The organism is Bacillus sp. FF-1, from assembly GCF_028548245.1.
GTDB lineage: Bacteria > Bacillota > Bacilli > Bacillales > Bacillaceae_G > Bacillus_A > Bacillus_A paranthracis.
In genome coordinates this window covers 183458-205860 of record NZ_JAQQGG010000002.1, presented here as the reverse complement: position 1 = coordinate 205860, position 22403 = coordinate 183458, and the positions used below count along the sequence as shown (strand labels likewise).

Annotated in this window: 28 protein-coding genes; 8 read left to right on the top strand and 20 right to left on the bottom strand. The window is 31.6% G+C overall.

Annotation, left to right across the window (positions count from 1 at the left end; all coding sequences use genetic code 11):
* Window positions 1–24: 24 nt before the first annotated feature.
* Together PQF83_RS06440 and PQF83_RS06435 are read right to left on the bottom strand one after the other, a co-directional pair.
* Window positions 25–909: a GNAT family N-acetyltransferase gene (locus PQF83_RS06440; protein ID WP_000528697.1), complete on the bottom strand. Its 885-nt coding sequence runs from the start codon at window positions 907–909 to the stop codon at window positions 25–27.
* Between the two features lie 257 nt (window positions 910–1166).
* Window positions 1167–1856, bottom strand: coding sequence for an MOSC domain-containing protein (locus PQF83_RS06435; RefSeq protein WP_001262994.1), 690 nt, complete (start codon window positions 1854–1856; stop codon window positions 1167–1169).
* A gap of 156 nt (window positions 1857–2012) precedes the next feature.
* On the opposite strand from PQF83_RS06435, the gene PQF83_RS06430 reads away from it, so the two are divergent.
* Window positions 2013–2915, top strand: coding sequence for a LysR family transcriptional regulator (locus tag PQF83_RS06430; protein ID WP_000612252.1), 903 nt, complete (start codon window positions 2013–2015; stop codon window positions 2913–2915).
* 92 nt (window positions 2916–3007) lie between these two features.
* Here the strand turns inward: PQF83_RS06430 and PQF83_RS06425 are convergent, their stop codons facing one another.
* The 3 genes from PQF83_RS06425 to PQF83_RS06415 all read right to left on the bottom strand — a co-directional run bounded on the left by PQF83_RS06425 (window position 3008) and on the right by PQF83_RS06415 (window position 5658).
* Window positions 3008–3271, bottom strand: coding sequence for a hypothetical protein (locus tag PQF83_RS06425; RefSeq protein WP_000932117.1), 264 nt, complete (start codon window positions 3269–3271; stop codon window positions 3008–3010).
* Window positions 3272–3324: 53 nt separating this feature from the next.
* Window positions 3325–4449, bottom strand: a complete 1125-nt coding sequence (locus tag PQF83_RS06420; protein ID WP_000285217.1) for a C45 family autoproteolytic acyltransferase/hydolase — start codon at window positions 4447–4449, stop codon at window positions 3325–3327.
* A gap of 165 nt (window positions 4450–4614) precedes the next feature.
* A complete protein-coding gene (locus PQF83_RS06415) occupies window positions 4615–5658 on the bottom strand; it encodes an aspartate-semialdehyde dehydrogenase (RefSeq protein WP_001290626.1) in 1044 nt (347 codons plus the stop codon).
* Window positions 5659–5787: 129 nt separating this feature from the next.
* Here PQF83_RS06415 and PQF83_RS06410 point away from each other — a divergent pair, with 129 nt between their 5' ends.
* Window positions 5788–6660, top strand: coding sequence for a LysR family transcriptional regulator (locus PQF83_RS06410; RefSeq protein WP_000425885.1), 873 nt, complete (start codon window positions 5788–5790; stop codon window positions 6658–6660).
* 69 nt (window positions 6661–6729) lie between these two features.
* Here PQF83_RS06410 and PQF83_RS06405 read toward each other — a convergent pair whose 3' ends face one another.
* From PQF83_RS06405 to PQF83_RS06390, 4 genes are all read right to left on the bottom strand, one after another.
* A complete protein-coding gene (locus PQF83_RS06405; protein WP_000421209.1) occupies window positions 6730–7926 on the bottom strand; it encodes an MFS transporter in 1197 nt (398 codons plus the stop codon).
* Window positions 7927–8066: 140 nt separating this feature from the next.
* Window positions 8067–8483, bottom strand: a complete 417-nt coding sequence (locus PQF83_RS06400) for a MarR family winged helix-turn-helix transcriptional regulator (RefSeq protein ID WP_001065034.1) — start codon at window positions 8481–8483, stop codon at window positions 8067–8069.
* Window positions 8484–8592: 109 nt separating this feature from the next.
* Window positions 8593–9198, bottom strand: a complete 606-nt coding sequence (locus tag PQF83_RS06395) for a PRK06770 family protein (RefSeq protein WP_000846592.1) — start codon at window positions 9196–9198, stop codon at window positions 8593–8595.
* 97 nt (window positions 9199–9295) lie between these two features.
* Window positions 9296–10069 carry a Cof-type HAD-IIB family hydrolase gene (locus PQF83_RS06390; protein ID WP_000720250.1) on the bottom strand — a complete coding sequence of 258 codons (774 nt, stop codon included), beginning with the start codon at window positions 10067–10069 and terminating at the stop codon, window positions 9296–9298.
* A gap of 317 nt (window positions 10070–10386) precedes the next feature.
* Between PQF83_RS06390 and PQF83_RS06385 the strand changes: the two genes are divergently transcribed.
* Window positions 10387–11169: an arginase family protein gene (locus PQF83_RS06385; protein WP_000054636.1), complete on the top strand. Its 783-nt coding sequence runs from the start codon at window positions 10387–10389 to the stop codon at window positions 11167–11169.
* Window positions 11170–11203: 34 nt separating this feature from the next.
* Here the strand turns inward: PQF83_RS06385 and PQF83_RS06380 are convergent, their stop codons facing one another.
* Entirely contained in the window at window positions 11204–11863 is a 660-nt protein-coding gene (locus PQF83_RS06380; protein ID WP_000657882.1) for an AAA family ATPase, read from the bottom strand.
* Window positions 11863–12759, bottom strand: coding sequence for a CPBP family intramembrane glutamic endopeptidase (locus PQF83_RS06375; protein WP_000794828.1), 897 nt, complete (start codon window positions 12757–12759; stop codon window positions 11863–11865). Before PQF83_RS06375 ends, PQF83_RS06380 begins: the two co-directional genes overlap by 1 nt.
* A gap of 390 nt (window positions 12760–13149) precedes the next feature.
* On the opposite strand from PQF83_RS06375, the gene cspD reads away from it, so the two are divergent.
* Both cspD and PQF83_RS06365 read left to right on the top strand, forming a co-directional pair.
* Window positions 13150–13353 carry a cold-shock protein CspD gene (cspD, locus tag PQF83_RS06370; RefSeq protein ID WP_000176368.1) on the top strand — a complete coding sequence of 68 codons (204 nt, stop codon included), beginning with the start codon at window positions 13150–13152 and terminating at the stop codon, window positions 13351–13353.
* A gap of 86 nt (window positions 13354–13439) precedes the next feature.
* Window positions 13440–13625: a cold-shock protein gene (locus PQF83_RS06365; RefSeq protein WP_000286198.1), complete on the top strand. Its 186-nt coding sequence runs from the start codon at window positions 13440–13442 to the stop codon at window positions 13623–13625.
* A gap of 38 nt (window positions 13626–13663) precedes the next feature.
* Here PQF83_RS06365 and PQF83_RS06360 read toward each other — a convergent pair whose 3' ends face one another.
* Window positions 13664–14215 carry a GNAT family N-acetyltransferase gene (locus PQF83_RS06360; protein WP_000885380.1) on the bottom strand — a complete coding sequence of 184 codons (552 nt, stop codon included), beginning with the start codon at window positions 14213–14215 and terminating at the stop codon, window positions 13664–13666.
* A 298-nt stretch (window positions 14216–14513) separates the two neighbouring features.
* Here PQF83_RS06360 and PQF83_RS06355 point away from each other — a divergent pair, with 298 nt between their 5' ends.
* Entirely contained in the window at window positions 14514–15062 is a 549-nt protein-coding gene (locus tag PQF83_RS06355; RefSeq protein WP_000275268.1) for a hypothetical protein, read from the top strand.
* 56 nt (window positions 15063–15118) lie between these two features.
* Here the strand turns inward: PQF83_RS06355 and PQF83_RS06350 are convergent, their stop codons facing one another.
* The 5 genes from PQF83_RS06350 to PQF83_RS06330 all read right to left on the bottom strand — a co-directional run bounded on the left by PQF83_RS06350 (window position 15119) and on the right by PQF83_RS06330 (window position 18484).
* On the bottom strand, window positions 15119–16519 hold the full coding sequence (locus PQF83_RS06350; protein WP_000860368.1) for a protoporphyrinogen oxidase: 1401 nt from the start codon (window positions 16517–16519) through the stop codon (window positions 15119–15121).
* A gap of 60 nt (window positions 16520–16579) precedes the next feature.
* Window positions 16580–17308, bottom strand: coding sequence for an alpha/beta fold hydrolase (locus tag PQF83_RS06345; protein WP_000600658.1), 729 nt, complete (start codon window positions 17306–17308; stop codon window positions 16580–16582).
* A 114-nt stretch (window positions 17309–17422) separates the two neighbouring features.
* Window positions 17423–17572, bottom strand: a complete 150-nt coding sequence (locus PQF83_RS06340) for an aspartyl-phosphate phosphatase Spo0E family protein (protein ID WP_000424361.1) — start codon at window positions 17570–17572, stop codon at window positions 17423–17425.
* Window positions 17573–17740: 168 nt separating this feature from the next.
* Window positions 17741–17890, bottom strand: a complete 150-nt coding sequence (locus PQF83_RS06335) for a hypothetical protein (protein WP_000428944.1) — start codon at window positions 17888–17890, stop codon at window positions 17741–17743.
* Between the two features lie 33 nt (window positions 17891–17923).
* On the bottom strand, window positions 17924–18484 hold the full coding sequence (locus PQF83_RS06330; RefSeq protein ID WP_000581024.1) for a helix-turn-helix domain-containing protein: 561 nt from the start codon (window positions 18482–18484) through the stop codon (window positions 17924–17926).
* A 170-nt stretch (window positions 18485–18654) separates the two neighbouring features.
* Here PQF83_RS06330 and PQF83_RS06325 point away from each other — a divergent pair, with 170 nt between their 5' ends.
* A complete protein-coding gene (locus PQF83_RS06325; RefSeq protein ID WP_000841792.1) occupies window positions 18655–19542 on the top strand; it encodes a DMT family transporter in 888 nt (295 codons plus the stop codon).
* 21 nt (window positions 19543–19563) lie between these two features.
* Here PQF83_RS06325 and PQF83_RS06320 read toward each other — a convergent pair whose 3' ends face one another.
* The 3 genes from PQF83_RS06320 to catA form a co-directional block, all read right to left on the bottom strand.
* Window positions 19564–20076: a GNAT family N-acetyltransferase gene (locus PQF83_RS06320; protein ID WP_000153560.1), complete on the bottom strand. Its 513-nt coding sequence runs from the start codon at window positions 20074–20076 to the stop codon at window positions 19564–19566.
* A gap of 150 nt (window positions 20077–20226) precedes the next feature.
* The gene (locus tag PQF83_RS06315; RefSeq protein ID WP_000974857.1) at window positions 20227–21153 is read right to left on the bottom strand and encodes a GNAT family N-acetyltransferase; all 927 of its coding nucleotides are present in this window, start codon (window positions 21151–21153) and stop codon (window positions 20227–20229) included.
* A gap of 215 nt (window positions 21154–21368) precedes the next feature.
* A complete protein-coding gene (catA, locus tag PQF83_RS06310; RefSeq protein ID WP_000668565.1) occupies window positions 21369–22019 on the bottom strand; it encodes a type A chloramphenicol O-acetyltransferase in 651 nt (216 codons plus the stop codon).
* Window positions 22020–22189: 170 nt separating this feature from the next.
* Here catA and PQF83_RS06305 point away from each other — a divergent pair, with 170 nt between their 5' ends.
* Window positions 22190–22372 (top strand): DUF4021 family protein, encoded by a 183-nt coding sequence (locus tag PQF83_RS06305; RefSeq protein ID WP_001060594.1) that lies wholly within the window; start codon window positions 22190–22192, stop codon window positions 22370–22372.
* The last annotated feature ends 31 nt before the right edge of the window (window positions 22373–22403 follow it).

Genomic DNA, 22403 nt, shown 5'->3' with positions numbered 1-22403 from the left:
CTAATAAAGCATCTATATACACATTTAAAATTCTACTAATACTGGGAATTTATAACCTTTCAAATCCAACTCTCTATTACTTCGAACCATTAAATACTTACTTGATTGTAATTCTGTAAACTGTACATCCTCAACCCCTAATTGATCTGGAGAGAAGTAAAATTCGATTTCTGTAAATCTTTCAGCGATCTCCCCACATATTTCATCTAAAACTGGAATTACTGGTGCAAACACTCCATATAATTTCAACTTTTCATTATCTACTTCATACACAATTAGAGCATCTAGTTTCTCTGAATAATACAATTTCTCATTCCATTCCGAATTGTACATATTCAAATAAAACGAAGGATGGAAGTTTAATGTTGAAAAATTATTTGAAAGTCTTTGGCTACTATCTATAGTTTCATGTATTAATTTTCTATCCTCTTCCATATAATAATCTAGCTCTCTAAGTAAGGAATCATTATTATTCTTTTTATCATATGGAATAGTCATCAAATACTCCTGCACAACTTTAAAACCATATGATGTATATAGTTCAGGTTTTTCCGTAAACAATAATGTGCATTCACATTTCTTATCGATTTCTTCTATCATTTTACTCATTAATTGCGTCATGAGTCCTTGTCTTCGAAAATTAGGGTGTGTCATTACCGATTGAATGCCTGCTGCATTTATTCTTTCACCATTCACTAGCAATGGTAACGAGAATACCGCAACGTTTGCAATCGCTTTATCTTCTTGTAAAAATGATAAAGCTTTATATGTATCATCCCAATAACCTCTCTCTGAAAAATCATGCAATGTTTGACTTGGAATCCCAAACACTTCTTCAAATAAAGGAAATAACTGCTCTCTTTTCGGTTCTTCTAAAAGAAGTTTTTCAAAACTTTCAACATTCCCCATGTTGTCCCTCCATATGTTAATTCCATCAAATTAGATATAGTTGTAGAACCTGCTCTTAAAGTAATAGGTCTTACCAATCAATATACTATCATAAAATATAAAAAAAAAGTCTAATTAATTTTATGTTTCGACTATTCGAAAACAAGTCGAATAAAACAATATTAGGATTTTTGGATATTAATGAGTTTATTATATAAAAATAGCGCTTTCTAATTCGTTTTTACTAATAGAAATACACTATTTATAATAAAAGATTTTTATTCTTTTATCCCTTCAAGTCTTTCCTTCGTATTAATTTCTTCTCCACTTATACGCTTTTCAAAAGACTTTCTCCAACTACTTGAAAGTGCATTTACTTCTAATATCCTTTTTATCCCTTCAATATTTTGCTTTTCCTTGTGCATGATACGGTTAGCAAACGCTACTGAAACACCCTTTGGATCAGACTGTAGTCTTTTTAAAGTATCGACTGATGATACCCATCCTTCTTTTAATACGCGAAAATAAAACCCTGTATATCCTGTTTCTTGAAAATATAGTGGTAACTTCGGGATATTGTATTTCTTAGCTAATTTAAAACAAGGTTGCCTTGGCTGCGTTACTTGTACAACTGCTTCTCCAATTTGAAATGTATCACCAATACAAACATCCTCTTCGCGCATATCACTAACTGTTATATTTTCTCCGAAAGCCCCATATACAAGATCTTGATTCAACTCTTTTTCCCAGTATGGATAGTGATCACCAGTATAAACACAAACTGCTTTATCTACTCCTCCATGATGAACTAAGTCAGCTTGTCCATCCCCATTAAATTTTACAAAAGATAAATATACCGGTTCCTTTACTTGTTTCTTATTTATGCCTGTATGAATTACTTTTCCGCCGTATGTAACCTCTTTTGGTAATCCTATATTTAAAGATAATAATTGATATTCATTAGCCATTCTATTGCCTCCTTTAAAGGTGTTACATGTATTTTCTCTCGGTTAATTTTTATAACCCTCTCTGTTTTATAAAGATGATTATAAAACCTCTAAAATCATTGTTCAATTCAATTATTTATATAATAATGATAGGTATATCCTATTATTATACTTGAGGTGATTCCAATCGAATTACGACAACTTGAATACTTTTTAGCTGTTTCAAAAGAATTACATTTCACAAAAGCAGCTGAGAAATTAAATATTTCACAGCCTTCACTAAGTCAACAAATACGTGCATTAGAGCATGAAGTTGGAATGCCCCTTTTCGATCGAATTGGTAAAAAAATATCTTTAACCGAAGCTGGGAGGATTTTATTATTACATAGTAAAACAATTTTTCATGAAGTTGAACAAGCCCGTTCTGCTATTCAAGATTTAAACGGATTACAACAAGGTTCCTTAACAATTGGATCATTATTAACCGTCGTAAATTACTTACTACCACCAGCTATTTTAAATTTTAATAATTTATATCCCAATATAGAACTTTCTGTATTAGGACTTCGCACAGGAGATATTCGTGAAAAATTATTACAAAACGAACTAAATATTGGCATTACATTTCTACCAGTGCACGATAAAGAAATTATTTCTATCCCTCTCTACAAAAGTGAACTTATAATAGTCGTACCAACTGGTCATCAATTAGCTGAACATAATCATGTATCTATTGCTGAATTGCAGAATTACCCTTTAATTCTTTTACCTAAAAATTTCTTTTTAACCGAATTAATTACATCCCATTGTCAAAAATTCAACTTTAAACCAAAACCAATTTTAGAAATTAGTACAATGGAATCTTTAATCCAAATGGTTTCAAAAGGCATGGGGATTACAGTTTTACCAAAACCGTATATAGACTTTTTACAAAATAAAAACATTCAAGCTATTAAAATAGAAAATCCTACTCCAATAATAGAAATAGGGCTTATTTATAGAAAAGATAAATATATGTGTGCTGCAACTCGAGAATTTATTAAACAATTGAAACTAACCGTACATTCTTTACAAAATTAAACGAACAAAAGAGATTATCCTATGAAGTCATTTCATAACGACCTAGTAGAATAATCTCTTTTCATAATGAAATAAAGTATTAACTATAAATTTTAGTGTACCTTTTTGGAAATTGGAATATATTTTGTAAAATAAGCCCCAACTAACAATAATACGATTGAAAATAGCACTGTCAACATACCGCCGAACTGAAACCAATATGCGAACAAATTAAAAATTGCAAGTGAAAAGAAACAAATTGAAGTTAATGCACTCTTCAATCCTTTTATTTCTGCTTTTTTTCTTTTTTGATACGCAATATACATGGAAACGGCTAAAAAAATGATAAAAACAAACATTAATAAAATGTTTAGCATCGGTAATCCCTCCAGTATAAATAACCTCCTTCGGTGCTACCATATTACCCCATTTACCCTTTTGGAATCAATTTATTATTCTCTTCTCTCCAAAAATCAGTATAAGTTTTATTTTCAAAGTTCACATTCACCTCAGAAAAAGGAAGACTCCCTCCAACCTCCAACGAGTACCAGTCATTTAAAAGTGGAGACCCGAAACAAATATTCATTGTGCATTCATGCAAATCAAATAATACGGAATGTAAAGTTCCAAACCATTCTTCATAATTATGCACCGTCAGCCCGGCAGGATATTCTTTTTGTACTAATCCTTTTAAAGACTCTATACTCACTTGTTCATTTCGATTTAAATGTTCATACAATGTGTGATATCGGTTTGTAGATTGTTCTAATCTTCTACTATTCAGTTTTTGAATAGGTAAACTAATTGCGTGGTTTGTTGATACGATAAAATCTTGGCTTTCCTCAACAATTGTGATTATTGATTTATATCCATCAAATATTTCAATACATACTGCATCTACAGGGTCGGCTACTATTAGATTCATATTACTAGCAATTGGTATTTCTTCTATTAGTGACTTAGCCTCCTGCACATTTTTGCATTTCTCCAATAATACTCTAATGACCGCAAAACATTGTAAACCACTTACCGCTGGCTTTCTTAAACCCGCAATATTTCCAACCGGTTGACCACATGCTGAAAATGTAACAGATAATCCATGCTCGTTAACTCCTTCCGTTCGGCCAAAATATTGAGTAGAAAAGCCACTATGTGCATATGCACCTTCAACATGAGTCGAACAAAAACGCATATCATCTATTACTGGTGACAAATCATAGTTTCTTAATACATAAGTATGCTTTAAATCTGTCTTTTTAGGTAAAACAGCACAATGGCTACAACCTGCTTTTAATAGTGTTTGATAATAATACATCATATTTTCAGATGAAATTTTTAATACTTCACAAAACCCTTCAATCTCTTCATTAATTCCTGGACAATAATTATGTAATATGTTCCTAGATTCTGTCCAATGCTGATGCGATATTAAATTTTCTTTCTGTATAAATTGCGGAATAAGGTAAGGATGTTGTTTTACAAATTCCCCTTGTTGCTTACCGATTTCATAATGACTTCCTTTTAGCGATGAAAAATACCCCTTTACTTGATACATCTAATTCCCCCTTATTGAATTTATCCATATCGTACCAAATAAATTGTATTCATTCTTGATGTTTTTTACTGTCTTTCAAATCAAATACGGCTGGAATAAAGCGAACAGTTATAAAATAAAAACTAGGAAACTGTAATCTTTAACAGTTCCCTAGTTTCCTTCATACTAAATGATTCCCTCTTCCACCATCGTTTCTGCAATTTGCACCGAGTTCCACGCCGCACCTTTTAATAAATTATCGGAAACGATCCAAAGATGGAATCCGTTTGGTGTATCAGGATCTTTTCTAATTCTACCGACAAATGTATCTATTTTCCCTTCTGCGTATAATGGCATTGGATACAGCTGTTCACTAGGGTTATCCTGCAAAATAACACCTGGTGCATCAAACAATACTTCTTTAATTTCTGCAACAGTTGCTTCTTTTTCAAGCTCTATATAAACCGATTCTGAGTGACCTGATATAACTGGAACACGCACACAAGTAGCTGCCATTTTCAAGTTTGGGTCTTCTAAAATTTTCTTCGTTTCTTGTATCATCTTTACTTCTTCAAAGGTGAAATCATTATCCGTGAATATATCTACTTGAGGAAGTACATTAAATGCAATTGGATAATGTTTTTTATCTTTTTTCGCTGGTAATATAGTACTCTCCACTTCTTCACCTGCAAGTATTGACTTAGCCTGTTCTTTTAATTCTTGAATTGCATGAATACCAGAACCCGATACAGCCTGATAAGTGGAAACGATAATTCGTTCTAATCCGAATACTTTTCGTATTGGCTGAAGAGCTGTTACCATCTGTAATGCTGAACAATTCGGAACTGCTATTATCCCTTTATGTTCCTTTAAAGTGTGCGCATTTACTTCCGGAACAACAAGAGGTACATCACGTGCCATTCGATATTCACTTGTGTTGTCAATTACGATGGCACCGCTAGAGACAGCTTGATTTACAAATTGTCTAGAAACTTCTCCTCCAGCGCTAAAAAAGGCAATATCTACCCCTTCAAAGCTATTTATTTTTGCTTCTTGTATAATGATCTCTCGCCCTTTAAATTGTACTGTCTTACCAGCCGATCTTTTTGACGAAAGTAACGTAACTTCAGTTATATTAAACTTTGTTTCTTTTTCTAACAGTTCAATAATTTTCTGACCTACTGCACCCGTAGCCCCAACAACAGCTACATGATAGCCCTTTTCACTCATCTTTTCTCCTCCAATGTTAAATGAATAAATATTTCTACAATTTCATTTTATAAGGAATTTAATCATTTGGAAAATTGAAATACGTGATATAATCATTCACAAATCATGATAATAAAAGAGGGATTGTTTATGGAAATGAGACACGTTAAAACATTTTGTGCGATTGTTAAGTATGGTGGTTTTTCTAAAGCTGCTCATGCATTAGGTTATGTGCAATCTACAGTTACAGCGCATATGAAAGCATTAGAGAACGATTTACATATTCCTCTTTTCGATCGGTTAGGAAAAAAAGTACTTCTTACAAAAGCAGGTCATCAATTTCATCCTTATGCTTTAGAATTACTTGCAATTTATGAAAAAGCGCAAGAAATCCCTCAAAATACCGATCAATTAGAAGGTACATTGAGTATTACATCAAACGAATCATTAGCAGTATATCGTTTACCACAATTATTACGTACTTACAAACAGAAAAATCCGAAAGTAAATATCGTACTTGAAACAAACACAAATGAACAAGCATTACAAAAATTACATGAAGGAGAAACAGACGTTGTCTTCATAATTGGAGAAAGTATAGAACATAATGATTTTATTACGTGTACTTTTAGTAATGAAACATTTGGATGGATTTTACCACCCCATTACTGTACACACTCTAATCCATTTTATTTACTAAACGATACCCAGTTTATCTTTACGGAACAAAGCTGCGGCTATAGACCGATGGTAGATCGTTTTTTACGTCAAAGCGGGAATATTCCAGCTAAAACATTTGAAACTTCCAACGTTGAAGTCATTAAACAATCCGTCATGTGTGAATTAGGAATTTCAATTCTTCCTTACATCGTTGTACAAGAAAGTTGTCAAAAAGAGCAACTCTGTTTTCAGCCTATTGAAACTCCAACAGTTATTCAAAGCCATGTAATCTATCATAAATCTAGATGGATTTCCCCTGTAGTACAGTCGTTTCTTTCACTATTAAAGGTTATGAAAGTATAAAATAATATGAAAGAAAACATGAGTTGAAATCCTTTAAAGAATATCAACCCACGTTTTCTTTACTACCACTTATATAGTCATCTTCTTTTTATTAGGTGATGTTTTTTCTTTAACTAGAACAAATATGATTGGAAGGACAAGTAAACTAGCAATTGCACAGATTGTTCCTAAAGAAAAAAACGGAAATCCATTACTTATGGCAAGTGACGCTACGCCAGAAGCAATAGTCATCCCAATATACATGGCAGAGCTATTTAATGCCATTACAGTCCCTCGCACAGCTGGTTTTAATTCTGAAATTAGTGCCGTTAATGATGCTTGTCCAAATCCAATAAATAAACTCCAAATAATATGTACAATAATTGCAATTACTAGATTTTCTGTGGAAAGCGAGAATGACATTACACTAATTGAGGATACAATGCTCGCAATGACTATAACACTCTTCTTTCCTATTTTATCAGCTAATTTTCCACCTAAAATATTACCAGCTACACTACCAACTCCTGCCAAAAAAATTACTATACCTATTTTACCAACAGAAATTCCAAAATTATTCTCATAATAAACACCTATGTATGAAAACATGCCATGTAATCCAATTGTCCATAGAAACGTTGCTAATAATGCAAATAAAACTGATATATTTACTACAGTCATTTTCAATGGTGCATCCACCGTTTCCGTTAAAGAAACATGTACATCCTCTCTCTCTTTTTCATTTCTTAATATGTGATTAATTAGTAATGTCAGAAATAAAGTTAAAAGTCCTATACTATAAAATGTCCATTGCCAATTTCCTATTTCAGATAAAAATGCGCCTATAGGTACTCCAATGACTGTTGAACCTATCATTGCTCCCATAATTGTTCCCATCGCTTTTCCTCTTGACTCATATGTAACTTTATCTCCTACTAATGCAAAAATACTTGGCATAATCATTGCACCAGATAAACCTGTTAGACCGCGAAATAATAAAAGAATTTCAAAATTCTTCGCTAATCCCGTACAAAATGTAGAAATAGAAAAAATAATAAACCCTATTATGATCATACGTTTCCTTCCAACTCTATCAGACATCATTCCAAATACGGGTGCAGTTATTCCATAACAAAGTGCATAAATAGTAATTAATAACCCTCCACTCCCATCAGGGATACTAATTGTTTCTGTAATTACTGGTAATAAAGGTGCCACTAATAATGAATCTAATCCAACAAAAAAAGCTACAATTGCCAAAATACGTATCATTGACTTTAACTCCATATATAACTCCCCTTTATTTCACATATGAAATAATTATTTATTATTATCCCTTCTTTAATTTTCACTGTACTAGTTTTTATTTCACATATGAAGTATTTATATAAATAAAAATGTAACAGAATGTTACATTTTTACTATATTTAATTCAAGTGCTTCTTCCACTTTAATAATAAAGCCTCTAAAAGTCCTTCTTCTTCTTTCGTAAAACAACCACAATTCTCTTTTAAAAAATCACTATATTGCACATCTACTTGCTTTTTCGTCTCTTCACCTTTTTTAGTTAAATAAACGAGCGTTTCACGTTGGTCATTCGGGTTCTTCTCTGTCATTACGTAACCATCTCGCTTCATCCGTTGAATCATTGTTGTCATATTACTTGGAACACATCCCATGTTTTCAATTAACTTTGACATAGATACTTTCCCAGATTTTGCGAGTACTTGAATCACTCCAAATTGTACATAACTTATATCATATTGTTCAATTGCCTTATCTAGATTTTTTTGGAGTAAATGATAAACATCACGAATATTACCGTAAAGCTCTCTGTTATTCATATGTAAGCCCCTCTATTTTATTTCATATATGAATCATATTCCCATTTATTTCTTGTGTCAACAAAAACACCTTTGTAATTATGATGACAAAGGTGTTTCAACATATCTCTTATTTATTAGTCTGTCCCCCACCTGCAATTAATTTACTACCTGAATATGTACCTTTTTGCATAAACACCTGATTAATCAACTCTTTTTGTTCCGCTTCTGACATTACTCCTGTTCCTTCGCCTAAATTCCCGCTTTGTAATTTCCAAATCTGATTGTGATCCGCATCCATTTTTTCATATTTTCCTTGTTTCCATCTCTCTAAAATATCTGCATATATTTTTCCTTGTACTAGATCATTGTTCTTTACAATATCAAGTAAACTTTCAATACGTTCTTGTGTAATAAAAATATAGCCCCACTTTTGATCAGCTTTCGTTTTTTGATGTGCCATTTCATGTAACGCTGTCTGTATTTTCTCATCTGTCCATTTAAAATTTTTATTAAAGCCGCTATTTGGTAATGAATGATTGCCATTTTCTAAAACCTTTGCATCTTCAGCTTTTACATTACTATCAGCCAGCACTTCTGCTGCCGGAGCAGCTGGTGATGCCTTTTTCGCGGCTGGTTTACTATTATTCAAATAATACAGCATACCATATGTTAAACCTACTCCGATTACCGCCATGCTAGCTATAACTCCAATTATTTTAAAGAATGTTTTCATTTTGCTTATTTCCTCCCGCATATCCCATTCATAATATCTATTTATCAAAAACAGATGCAGTATCTCTTTTTTCGCTGCTTACTACATTTTTTTCATACTAGTTAACATAAACATAACTTTTACTTTCTAGAAATGTAGCAACTCCATCCTCATCGTTACTTTTAGCAATAAATTTAGCGACTGCTTTTAATTCCTCAACAGCGTTACTCATCGCTACACCAACCCCACACTTCTCTATCATTTCCATATCATTGTAGTCATCTCCAAAGGCAATAACTTCAGATACGTCTCGATTTAAGTGTTGTAGAACATATTGAATACTATTCCATTTTGAAACTTCTGCATGCATAATTTGACACAATGTCCCGTCATCTGTAATGACTGCCTTGCATTCATCAGGCAATTCTTTAATAAATTTCTGGTTTATTGAGCCTTTAGTACAAATAATCGCTTTAGAAGCTTTTTCAAATTCTAAACCTCTTACATCCATAATTTCACATGGTATATTACCAAAATAATAAGTAACATCAAAATTTGAATACAACTTATCACCTATTTCAAGGCAAATCTCATGAAGATTATACTTGTTTGCTATTTCTATGATTTCTAAAATGTTATTTTTAGAAATCTTCATTTCATATAAAATATCATTCCCTTTAAGAACTAGAGCCCCGTTATAACAAATGATAATCTCACTCTTTAACACGTCGGGAATATACTGTTTTATAGCTCTTGGCGGCCTTGCTGTAGCAAAAATCAATTCGTCTCCATTATTTTTACATTCCCTTAGAATATTAATAGATTTCTCTGAAATTGTTTTATCACTTCTTAATAAAGTCCCATCAAGGTCTGAAATAATAATCTTTTTCATACTTATCTTTATTCTCCTTTCACAAATAATAATTCGAAATATTGGTTATTTTTTGGATCACCAGAGCTGCTGCGGATAGTTAATCTCAACTTTCTTTTTTTCTCAATTTAATTCCAAATATCATTTCCATTTGTTATATATTTTTTATTTCCTGAAGTACATACATATTTCCTTATATTGTATTTCTTTTCTTTAAAAATTGAAAGATTATTCTGTCAAAAACACTATCTTTTCTAAATACTAATTCCACTCAAAGCATTTCATTTTAATTTTATAAAAATAAATGATAGCCTTATATTTAAAGGAGATGAATAAATATGAGTTTATTGCATAACGGTTTAACTTTTTTAAACTTTGATGATACGTATTTATTACAAAATAAACTACATTCTTATTCACATGAAGATATTGATTTTACTCATTTAGAACACGCAAATCTATATTGCGAAAACACTTCTTTAATGCATATAAAAAGAGCATTAAATCGTAGAAAGAATAAAGGAATTACTTTTATAGGTTCTGGAAATTATCATTATGTATCTTATTTATTATTAGAAGAAATAAACAAGCCTTTTACCCTTATACTATTTGATCATCATACTGATATGAACTTACAGGGAGCAAATGAACAAACTCTTATTTCCTGTGGATCTTGGGTATCATTTTCTCTTCGAAATAATGATAATTTAAAGAAGGTAATCATTATTGGACCTTCTTCTCTAACAATTCATTCTAATGATTATTCAGCCGTAGAAGTTTTTCCGATTGATATATCACATGAAGTATCCATACATACAATACTTTCACATATTCATACAGAAACAATATATGTAAGCATTGATAAGGATGTTTTAGATCCAAAAGTTACTATTACCAATTGGGATCAAGGGCACATGAAATTATCTAGACTTTTACAATTTATTCATTCTCTAATTATGAATAAATCTATCTATGGTATTGATATTTGCGGTGAACTCCCAGTTTATCCTTCTCAACTCTTCTTACCTAAATATAAAAATGCTATTCAGAAAAATGAACAAGCAAACTTACAAATTTTAAAAACAATTTATGAAACGAACTTACATATTCAATATGCATAAAAAGAACGAGTACCTTATAAGGTACTCGTTCTTTTTATGCACGCTTTTCTTTTAACCACTTCGTAATCGCATCTAACCTCGAAACATCAAAACGATTCTCTTCACACACATGTAAACTGTTTAAGTTATTTACAATTTCTAGTTCATTCGTTTTTACACTTTTCGCTTCAATTATTTTGCAGTAACCGTCTGTAACAGTATTTAAATTTTCATAATAACGTTGAAACGATTTTGATATATGTAAATGTTTTTCAAAATTTCTTCTTCTTTTTGTCTCATCAGATTCTTTCCGTTTTCTAAGTTCTTCATCATTCGTATATAAATAAAAATATTGATCAGGAAAACCAATTTCCCTATTAATCAGCTTTTCTTTATAAAAGTTTTCTATTAAAGATAATGGCTGATCAAATATTTCAAAATGGAAACACCAATTATAGCTAAGCGGCTGATAAATGTCGCCATCAAGTATTACTATTTCATATTGCTCTGACTTCTGCATTGCTATTTTCCAGCGCTCTACTTGTTTTTCAAAATACCATGTTCTATGTTCATTTTTTGGTCTTTCAAATAATAAATTCACTTCAGGTATAATATAAGCACCATAATTCTTTTCTAACTCACGACACGTTGTGCTCTTACCAACCGCACTTGCTCCCTCAAACGCTATAATCCCCATAGTTTCTCCCTCTTTCATTAACTAAAATCTCTTTGTTTCGCTTTTCTCCCCCATAACTGTTTCCATAAAACAATTGAAGCGATGGAGAGCATTATTGTTGTAATGATACTGCCTTCAATACCAAATGTGCCTCCATGCAATATTTCTGGTCCATTTGTTATAGACTTAAAAATCGGAGTGGAATACACATTTGTACCACTAACGGCGAAACCATATACATTATATTGCGCCCAATTCCAAATTGAGTGCCATGCACATATTCCCCATAGACCATCTTCTTTCAATACGTATAAAGCTGCGTATACTCCAACTAATATTATATTCGATATAGATAATATTGTAATTCCCGGATTAAGGAGATGAAGAAATCCAAATAAAAAAGAAGTAACAATTATTCCAACCCATATACGACCTCTAGTAGAAAGAACCGGGAATAACCAACCTCGTACAATAATTTCTTCAGTTGCCCCTTGTATTAAAAATGCAACTAAGGATCCTAATATACCTACTATTACTGTTGAGGTAATATGTTGTACTTGTAATTTTACACTTCCCATTAGTAACAGCAAAATAACTGGTATTGAAATAAATACAAATCCTATTAATGCACCTTTTAAATACTTTCTCATCCATTTCTCTTTCCAAAAACCAATGGATGAAAATGGCCTTTTTTCTACAAAACGAATCCATATAAATAAAATGAGTATAGCTCCTCCAAATGTTAACAGCATTCTAATATTATCATAAATCCCTTTCATGAATGTTGTTTCAACTTTCGGTAAAAATAACATAAACAACATAAATAGTTCACCTAAAGTCAAAAATATAATGGCTAATATTACAGCAAAGATTGGATGGACTTTTTTTCTCCCTGTTTTTGCTGCTTCAATTATTTTAAATGAATTATTTTTCACTCTCTTTCCTCCTTTTCCTTTATTAATATTTAATTCCCACCAGTTAACAACCATATTTTACCACAAGTGACCTATTAATAATATTTCACTCCATTTTTACATGATTTTGCATAAACCAAAATTAGGAATAATATATAAATAAAAGAGATGTTTTTGTGTCTTTTACCATCCGATTTCACACTGGTATTACCAGCACTTGCTATTTCCCACCATTTGTTGTAAGATAGTAATTAAGGTCAATTTAACAGTATATTTTCTTTGCATATTATCAAGTATCAATCAGGAACATTTTATATTCCTTATGGGTTTTTGATAATATGTGAAATTTTATTTTTCATTCAAATAAGGCCGAACATATTGTAATCTTTTTAATTTTTAGGAGGCATTACCATGACATTAACAGGTAAAGTAAAATGGTTTAACAGCGAAAAAGGTTTCGGTTTCATCGAAGTTGAAGGTGGCAACGACGTATTCGTTCACTTCTCAGCTATCACTGGCGACGGCTTCAAATCTCTTGACGAAGGTCAAGAAGTTAGCTTCGAAGTTGAAGACGGTAACCGTGGACCTCAAGCTAAAAACGTTGTAAAGCTATAATTCAAACAATAAAAAGGTTGTTACCAGCACGGTTAACAACCTTTTTAATATATAACTAAAATTTTTTACATAAAAGGAGTGGTTACATGTATCGCAATCGAAAGAACGATGTAGCAGAAGTACCACCAGAACAAACCCCTGTCTGGGAATGTGAAGCAGAGGATTGTTTAGGATGGATGAGAAAGAACTTTTCATTTGAAGAAGAGCCTAAATGCCCTTTATGTAAAAGTAGCATGAAAAGCGGAGAACGTTTATTACCTAAGTTAGGTTAATTTTTACTTAACCCCTCTTATTTAAGAGGGGTTTTTTATTATAAATTTAAATCTTCAACATCCGTTCGAACTATAGAATACAATAATGCATCATGTTGCTTATTTCCTTGATGAATATATCCACGTAATAATCCTTCTTTATGAAAACCTATTTTACATAACATTTTACAAGAAGTAACATTTTCAGGGTATGTAATAGCACCAATTCTAAATAAGCCTAAATCTTGAAATCCATAACGAATAATTTCCCTGGCTGCTTCTGACGCATAACCATTCCCCCAATAACGAGGATGTAAGTCATATCCAATTTCAGATCGTTTACTCCATAATTGTAAATTATTTAATCCAATTGTACCTATTAAAGTATTTGTTTCTTTTAATACAATCCCCCATCGTATTGCCTTTTTCTCAAAGTAATTTTTTGAAAAAGATTCAATCATACGTGAAGCTTGTCCAAATTCTGTAAAAGAATTCATACCGTAATAACACGTTACCTCATCCAATGAAAAGATTTCATATATTTTTTGACAATAAGATTGTTCTATTTCAACTAAACGCAAACGTTCTGTTTCTAATATAGGAAATGCCATAGGATCACTCCTTTCTTTCTACTTATTCATTATAGCAGAAAACATATTTATAATTAGGAAAGTCCTCAATGTCCCATTAATCAAATATTTCAAGAGTAGCCTCCCCTCTTAATTCAATACGAACTAAGAGTAACCCTTCTTGCATTTACATGATGCGAAAAATAAAGAGATGATCATAGTACATTGATCATCTCTTTATTCCATACTCACTTTTCCCTTCTAAAACAACACCCTACCCCATACATTTATGGTAAAATATAGTCAATACATTATTTTATTGTGGAGGTGTAAATTTCCTTTGTATATATTCATCAGCTTATCCCTCTTACTCATATTACTCATATTTTTATTCGCAAAAAAGTTCACTCCAAACTCATTCATGATGACTAGTTTTAAAGGCAATAGCTTTAAGACATTTTCAATCAGCATTTTAATCGCCGCTACTCTTTCTCTTTCATATGGAATCTATCACGCAGCAACATATCAACCTAAACATTTAGATATCACATTACAAAATCAAAACTTTACTGTTTTCGGTAACGTTGGAGAGCTTGGATATTTCTCAGAAGAATTATTAAAAAAAGATACAGAAGTTAAGCTACATTTTGCCTCTTGGAAACCAATGCAATTAAATAATCCAGAAATAATAGTAAACTATCCTTCAGGTAAACAGGAAACATGGAAACCGAACATAACATTACTTCCTGCCAATAAATTAAAAGAGAAACATGGTATAAAAGAGCTTTATCAACTCTCATCATATTCATTTAAAGAATCCGGTAATATAACATTAACGATTACTGAGAATCATACAACGAATAAAAAGATCTCAATTCAAGTAAAATAAATAAAATGTCCCTCCGTTATATTGGAGGGACATTTTATTTATATATGTATGCTATATTAATTTGTCGGTTCATTTAATGTTGCAATTATCTTATTTGCAGTGTTCTTTCCATTTCCAATACACGCACCAATACCGACACCGTAATATGAGGCACCTGCTAAGTATACATTAGGATATAGATCCGTCATTTTTTCTTGTAATGTTTGAACTGCTTGATTATGTTCTAAATGATATTTCGGCATTAAATCTTTCCATTTTGTCACTTCAACTACTTCTGGTTCACCTTTAATTCCGAGACTCTTTTCAATATCATATAAAGCGACTCGTACTAGTTCTTCTTCATTATAATTTTTAATCGTTTCATATACCGGATTCGTACTCTTATAAAACATTCTCACTAATAGCTTTTGGTTTCCAGATGTATGTTTCCACTTCCGGCTTGTCCATGTACAAGCATCACAATGTAAATCACTGTTTTCTGTTACGATAAATCCTGTGCCGTCCGCTGGTAATTGTTCATCTAGTATGTCAAATCCTAAGTAAATACTTATAAGTGATGAATTTTTAAATGTATGAAACTGCTCGTTTAACTCATTAGACTGTAATAAACTTTCTGCGATATCATGCGGAGTTGCTAAAACAACATAATCAGCTTGGATTGATTCGTGATTTGCAAAGGAGACTTCATAGCGATTACCTTGTTTACTTACAGCTGTCGTTACAACACCCTTCTTAACAACCGTCTCAGTCAGCACTTCTTCTAAACGATCAATAATCGTAGATAATCCACCTTTAAATGATACGAACTTTTTGTTTCCTGCTGATTGAAACTGCTTTTTATTCTCTTCAAAACCTTTAATAATACTTCCATATTTATTTTTATAATCCAGTAAATACGGTAGTGTAGACGCCATAGTAAGCTCATTCAATTTACCAGAATATACACCTGAAAGCACCGGAGCAATTTGTCTTTCTACTAACTCTTTTCCTAAAAAGCTTTCTAAAAATACAGCAAGAGAAGTATCTTTTGTAAACTCTTTATTTTTCGTTATGAAATCTTTTAAAGCAACAATTTTCCCCTTCGTTGATACTAGCGTACTGCTAAACAACGATCGGGCACTCATCGGTATCCCAAATATAGTGTCAGAAGGAATTGGATGTAAAATATTATCAGAATATATGTAAGAAATACCCGTTTCATTATATACCATTTCTTCTTCTAAATTTAAATCTTTTATAAGCGGCATGACATGTTCATTACGAGCAACGATAGAATCTGCTCCGGATTCCATAATAAAATCCTTTTCTTCTACACTATGGATTTTCCCACCTAAGTACTCTTCTTTTTCTACAAGGATTAAATTTAAATCTATATTATAATCCTTTTTTAATTTTTCTAAATAAAACATAGTAGAAAGTCCCGTTATACCTCCACCGATGACAACAACTGTTTTCATATGTATTGCGCTCCTAACCGATACAATTAATAATTCCTTTATTATTATACCCAAAAGTCCTTATATTCGACTAGCAACTTGCGCATTCTGTAAGAAATTAGACAATATATCCGAATAAATTTTTGGTTGATCATTATGTACTAAATGACCGGCAAACGGAATAACGGCAATATGAATATTTCCGTTTAATTGTTTGAACGTTGTAACAGCTGTAACTTCATCTTCTGAATCTCCCCCAGCAATACAGAGTGTAGGTATTTGAAGATTCGCTACATCACCAGTTTCATCGAAAGGATACCAATCTTTAACTTGCCACGATTCAAGCAATGCTTTCCAATCACTTTTTTCATGAATTTGATTCATATACGTTATAACTTCTTCATTTTTCATCAATTGCTCGTGACACTTCGCTTCATACTCCAGAGACTCTTCCCAATTATCCCTCTTAACCGGAAAGATTCCTGAAAAAGTTAATGTTCTCACTTTCTCTGGATACTTTTTTGCAAATAATAAAGCGATTAATCCCCCTAGTGAAACACCCGCTATATGACATCTATCAATTTGTAAATGCTCTAACGTATCATATAAATCCTTTGCAGAACGTAGGAAATAATTCTCCAATGTCCCCCCTGATTTTCCATGCCCTCTTAAATCAGGGCGAATGACTTGATAATTTTGTTCTCGAAAAAATGCTACCTGCTCTTCATATTCTACTAAACCTGTCATACCACCAGAATGTAAAAGTACGATTGGTTCCCCTTCTCCTGAAATGTACGTATGTAATATCATGTATCCGCCTCCTCTAAAACAGAATATTCCATCTATTATTAGTATATAGAATATACATCTGAATTTCCAAATAAAAAAGAACTATAACATTTTCACATCATGTCATAGTTCTTCCTATTTTAAAAACATAAAGTAATTAATCAGTTTGTCTATTTCTTGACTTAATGCCAATACTTTTTCATGTTGAATTCCGTAATCTGATACTAAATATAAAAGTTCTTCTTTCTTTATTTCAATTACTTTTTCCAATTTCACTAATTCCATGTCGTTTTACTTCTCTCTCCAATACTAAAATGTATGTATTTTAGTATAGCCTATTTACATAATTAGTAAAAGTAAAATACTCATGTAAAATCTTACATATTTTAAAATAATATACTAACAACAAATAAATTTATATTTTTGTACCTTAATACAGACCATTAGGCTTCATTACGTATTCATAACAAATCGGAATTTCTCTAAAGTTATATCTTTTGGAGCCCTCCTAATATGATCAAAGTAACTATATGAGAATTTAAAAACATGTCCAAAATCCCAATCAATTGACAAGCCACCTTTTAAAACAGTTTTATTTTCCATCTTTCTATCCCCCGTAAAAAAATCACTTTATACTCATCCTAAAGATGGCGTCAATACAAATAAAATATGATTGGATTCATCACTCTTATTCAAAAAACGATGTTTCACATTTGGCGGGATACGTACAACATCTCCTTCTTCTAAGAAGTACTCTTTGCCTTCTAACTCCACATAAACTTCTCCTTTCATAACAACAGCAATTTCTTCTTTATCTTCATGTGAATAGTGATTTTCCGTTGTATTTGCTTGTTTATTTAGGTCCATCATTAACATTTCAATACGCGCTTTCATAAAATCTGGTGTTAATACATCGTATACGATATGATCGCTATTTTCTCGATATACTTTCTTTCTATCTTTCTTCTTAGAAATGAGTGAATCTGTATCAATCTCATTAATAAATAGTGTAAATAGCGGTACATTTAACGCTTTCGCTATTAATTCCAATACACTTAACGAGGGATTCGCATGTCCTCGTTCAATTTGACTAATTAATGAAGTACTAATTCCTGCATAATCCGCAAATTCGCGAATTGTCATCTTATTTTTCTTACGATAACTTAATACAGTTTGTCCAAGCCTATCATGTATCATAGTAAATCCTTCCTTCGTCCATCATAATATATATTGCATCGCTTTTGTGTTGACTTACTAAACAAAGGCAAATAATCCTTTTCTATCGTCTCCGAGACTTATATACTTACCTTTGTACATTTTATCGTATTTAGTTCATTATAATAGACAATCTATCGGAGGGACAAACTTTGAAATCACCTATTCTTTCATATTGCATCTTATTTTTCGGTGTATTCGCCTTATCAACTTCAGCGATTTTTGTAAAATTGGCAGATGCTCCTGCAACTATCATTGCTTTTTATCGATTATTTTTCGCTGCATTAATTCTGTTGCCATTATTACTTTTTAATCGAAACAATCGAAACGAACTAAAAACAATAACAAGAAGACAATGGGGATTCGGATTCATTTCTGGGCTATTTTTAGCTGCACATTATGTACTATGGTTTGAATCGTTACAATATACTTCTGTAGCAAGCTCTACTGTTATCGTAACGTTACAACCTTTATTCTCAATGATTGGTGGTTATTTTTTATTCAAGGAAAGGTTTACGAGAGGCGCGATTATCGGTTGTCTCATTGCTATTTCAGGAAGTATCATCATTGGCTGGCAAGATTTCCAAATTAGCGTGGAAGCCTTATACGGAGATATTTTAGCATTTATTGCGGCAGGAATTATTACCGCATACTTTTTCATTAGCCAATATGTTCGTAAAGATTTGTCACTTATACCGTATTCGCTCATTAGTTATGGAAGTAGCGCCTGTTTTCTTGGTATATTTGCTTATATGAAACACGAATCTCTTATCCATTACTCTACACAAACTTGGCTATGCTTTATTGGTTTGGCGTTTATTGCTACGATTTTAGGGCAAACGATTTTTAATTGGTTATTAAAATGGATGAGTGCTACTGTAATCTCCATGAGCATTTTAGGAGAAACAATTGGGACTTGTATACTAGCGTACTTTATATTAAATGAGACTATTTCTTTACAACAAGGACTAGGCATTACAGTTATTTTTATTGGTCTTGCATTATTTTTATTACAACCAAATTCTAATAAAAAAGCATGACATTATACTGTCATGCTTTCACTATCCATTATGTACAATTAAACCATCAGGTCTAAAACGACTCATCATAATTTCATTAATAAACTTTCCGTGAGCTTTCAAATTTCCTATCTTTACTCCCTCTTCTACAAATCCGAATTTTTCATATAGAGTTTTCGCTTTAGGATTCGTTTCTAAAACACCTAGTTCTACTCTCTCTAACATTAACCAATTATCAGCCAAATCAAGCATTTTTGTAAGAAGAGCTTTTCCAATGCCTTTATTATGATATTCACTATCTACCCCGATAAACAAATCACCCGAATGAGATCTACGTCCAGGACTTTGGGTTAACCCAACAAATCCTACAACTTCCCCATCATACTCTGCGACAAATTCAAATTGATTTGGTGCTAAATTTCGAATTCTATTTTCCATCGCATCTACACGCATGCTAGGTAAGAAAATCATATAAGGTAAAACGTCATCTTGTATGCATATACGGTGAATCGCTCTGGCATCTTGTATTTCTACTGCTCTTACTTTGATCGTCATATTTTCTTCCCTCCATATTCTTAACAATACATATATTCATTCTAGCCTCCCGCATGAAACCCCTTCTCTCCTTTATTTCTTTATGTTATTTTTATATAATTATTTCGGCATAATATTAGCTTTACGAACAAACTTATCTACATTAACCGGTTAACTTTTTACTTTATTATATAACGCAAGCAGCTTTTCCATTGGAATACCATTTACTTTCATACCGGCTATATCACAATTTTCTATTTCCATATTTTTTAGATTACTACTACTTATCGTACTCCCTTCTAAATCACATCTATTAAATGAAATAGGATATTTATTTTCTCCAAGACTTGTATCTTTAAATTGAACTCCACCTAAAATCACCAAACTAAATTTACTGCCAGAAAGATTTAAATCTGCATATGAAGAACTTCTAAAATTAATATTTCTAAACTTGGATTGACTTACATTACAATTGCTCATATTCATATTCCTTATATTGCTGCCAACAAATGAACTATTTTTTAAATTTACTTGATAATACTCTGTATTTTCCAAGTTGCAGTTTTCGTATTGGCTATTTTTCATGTCTTCATTTTTAAATACACTTTCTTTGTTTGAGCTCGTCCCTATTCTTTTCACGTAACAATACTCATCTTCTGATTCAAAAATTGTTTGGTAACCCATCTTTTTATAAAAATGGTGATTATTAATTTGTCTACTCGATGTTTCGAGATCCCAAATCCTTATGCTTGGATATTCCGCTTCTATTAATTTAATAACATTTGATCCAATTCCTTTCCCTTGATAAACAGGCTCTACAAAAATACGATCAATCCGGCCATATGACTTACCTGAGATCGTAACTATAATTCCCCCGATTATTTTTTCATCCATTATTACTTTATAAGAATCCAATTCTTCGATTGAATATCTCATCATTTCTACTGAAGAATACCCTGGTGGTTGGATGTTATAGTCAATAACATCACCTTGACCACATAACCATCGTTCTGCTTCTTCATCAAATGTTCTTGTCATTATTTCTGTTAATTTTTCAGCATCTAAAATTGTAGCTTTTTCTATAGATATTATTGCCATTTTTGTTTTCCCCTTTATTATTACAAGATAATATTTTTGTAAACAATACAGTTATAAAATAAAGAAAATTAAAATTAATCACTCTACTTATTATTAAACTACAAATCAACCTATATTTTCCACTGTTCTTTAGATGAATAAAAAAGAGACCATGCAATATAAACATGATCTCTTCTATTATTTATTTTCACTTGTATATAATTTAAAATTAGTTTTTATTTCAGCCACTCGTTACAACTATTACTTAACTCCTGTAAATCCTCTATAAATCGACTTGCATGATATCCATCACAAACCGAATGATGTACTTGCAATGAAACTGGTAGCATAACTTTATTTTTTTCATTAAAATATCTCCCACAAGTTATAATAGGTAATAGATAATCAGCATCATTACTAATATTAAGATTAAATCCAGTAAAACTAGTCAAAGGTATGCTAGAAATCGGAAATACATTAGGCGGAGTATTTTCTTTCGTGAAAAGACCATGGACACTAGCATAGTATCTCATATCGTCTTCATAATTTTTATAGAAAGTGCGGAAATCACTTGAATAATCCGTCCATATACTTGAAAAAGACTTATCATCTTTATGAAAGATTGTATAACTCGGGATCATTTCCTCCCAATAGCCTAAAGCTCCTTCATCATTAAAAGATGTTCGAAATTCTTTATGATTATTTACTACTTTAGAAATTAAATATATAAAAACGGGATAAAATTTTACTCCCTTTTGATATACTTCCTCTAATAACATCGTGATATCAACATTAACAGTCATACTAAATGTACATTTCAACTTTAAATAATGCTCAAAATACTGCTCTCTATTCCAATTTTCTCTATCAATTACATGAAACTTCATTTTAGGAGGCTAATTTCCTTGCTTTCACCATAATTGTTCACTCCTAACAGTTTACATTTCACCCTAATTGTTTATTTAATTATATTACATCTATAAGAATCAATTCACATATTTCTGGAAATCCATCCACATACTATAAATAAATCAAATAAAATTTGGAGGATTCATACATGAATAACAAAAATATAAATAAAAAAGAAAATGTTATCGAAAACGCTACACCTATTCAAAATAATAATACTGCCAATCTTACTATCGAAGAACAAGCAATGAACGGCTTATATGGAATGCCAGAAACCGATATTGAAGATGCTGATCATGCTGCATCTGATGATTTGACTTCAAAAAATTAATTACATTGAAAAAAGCCAAGGAAAATATCCT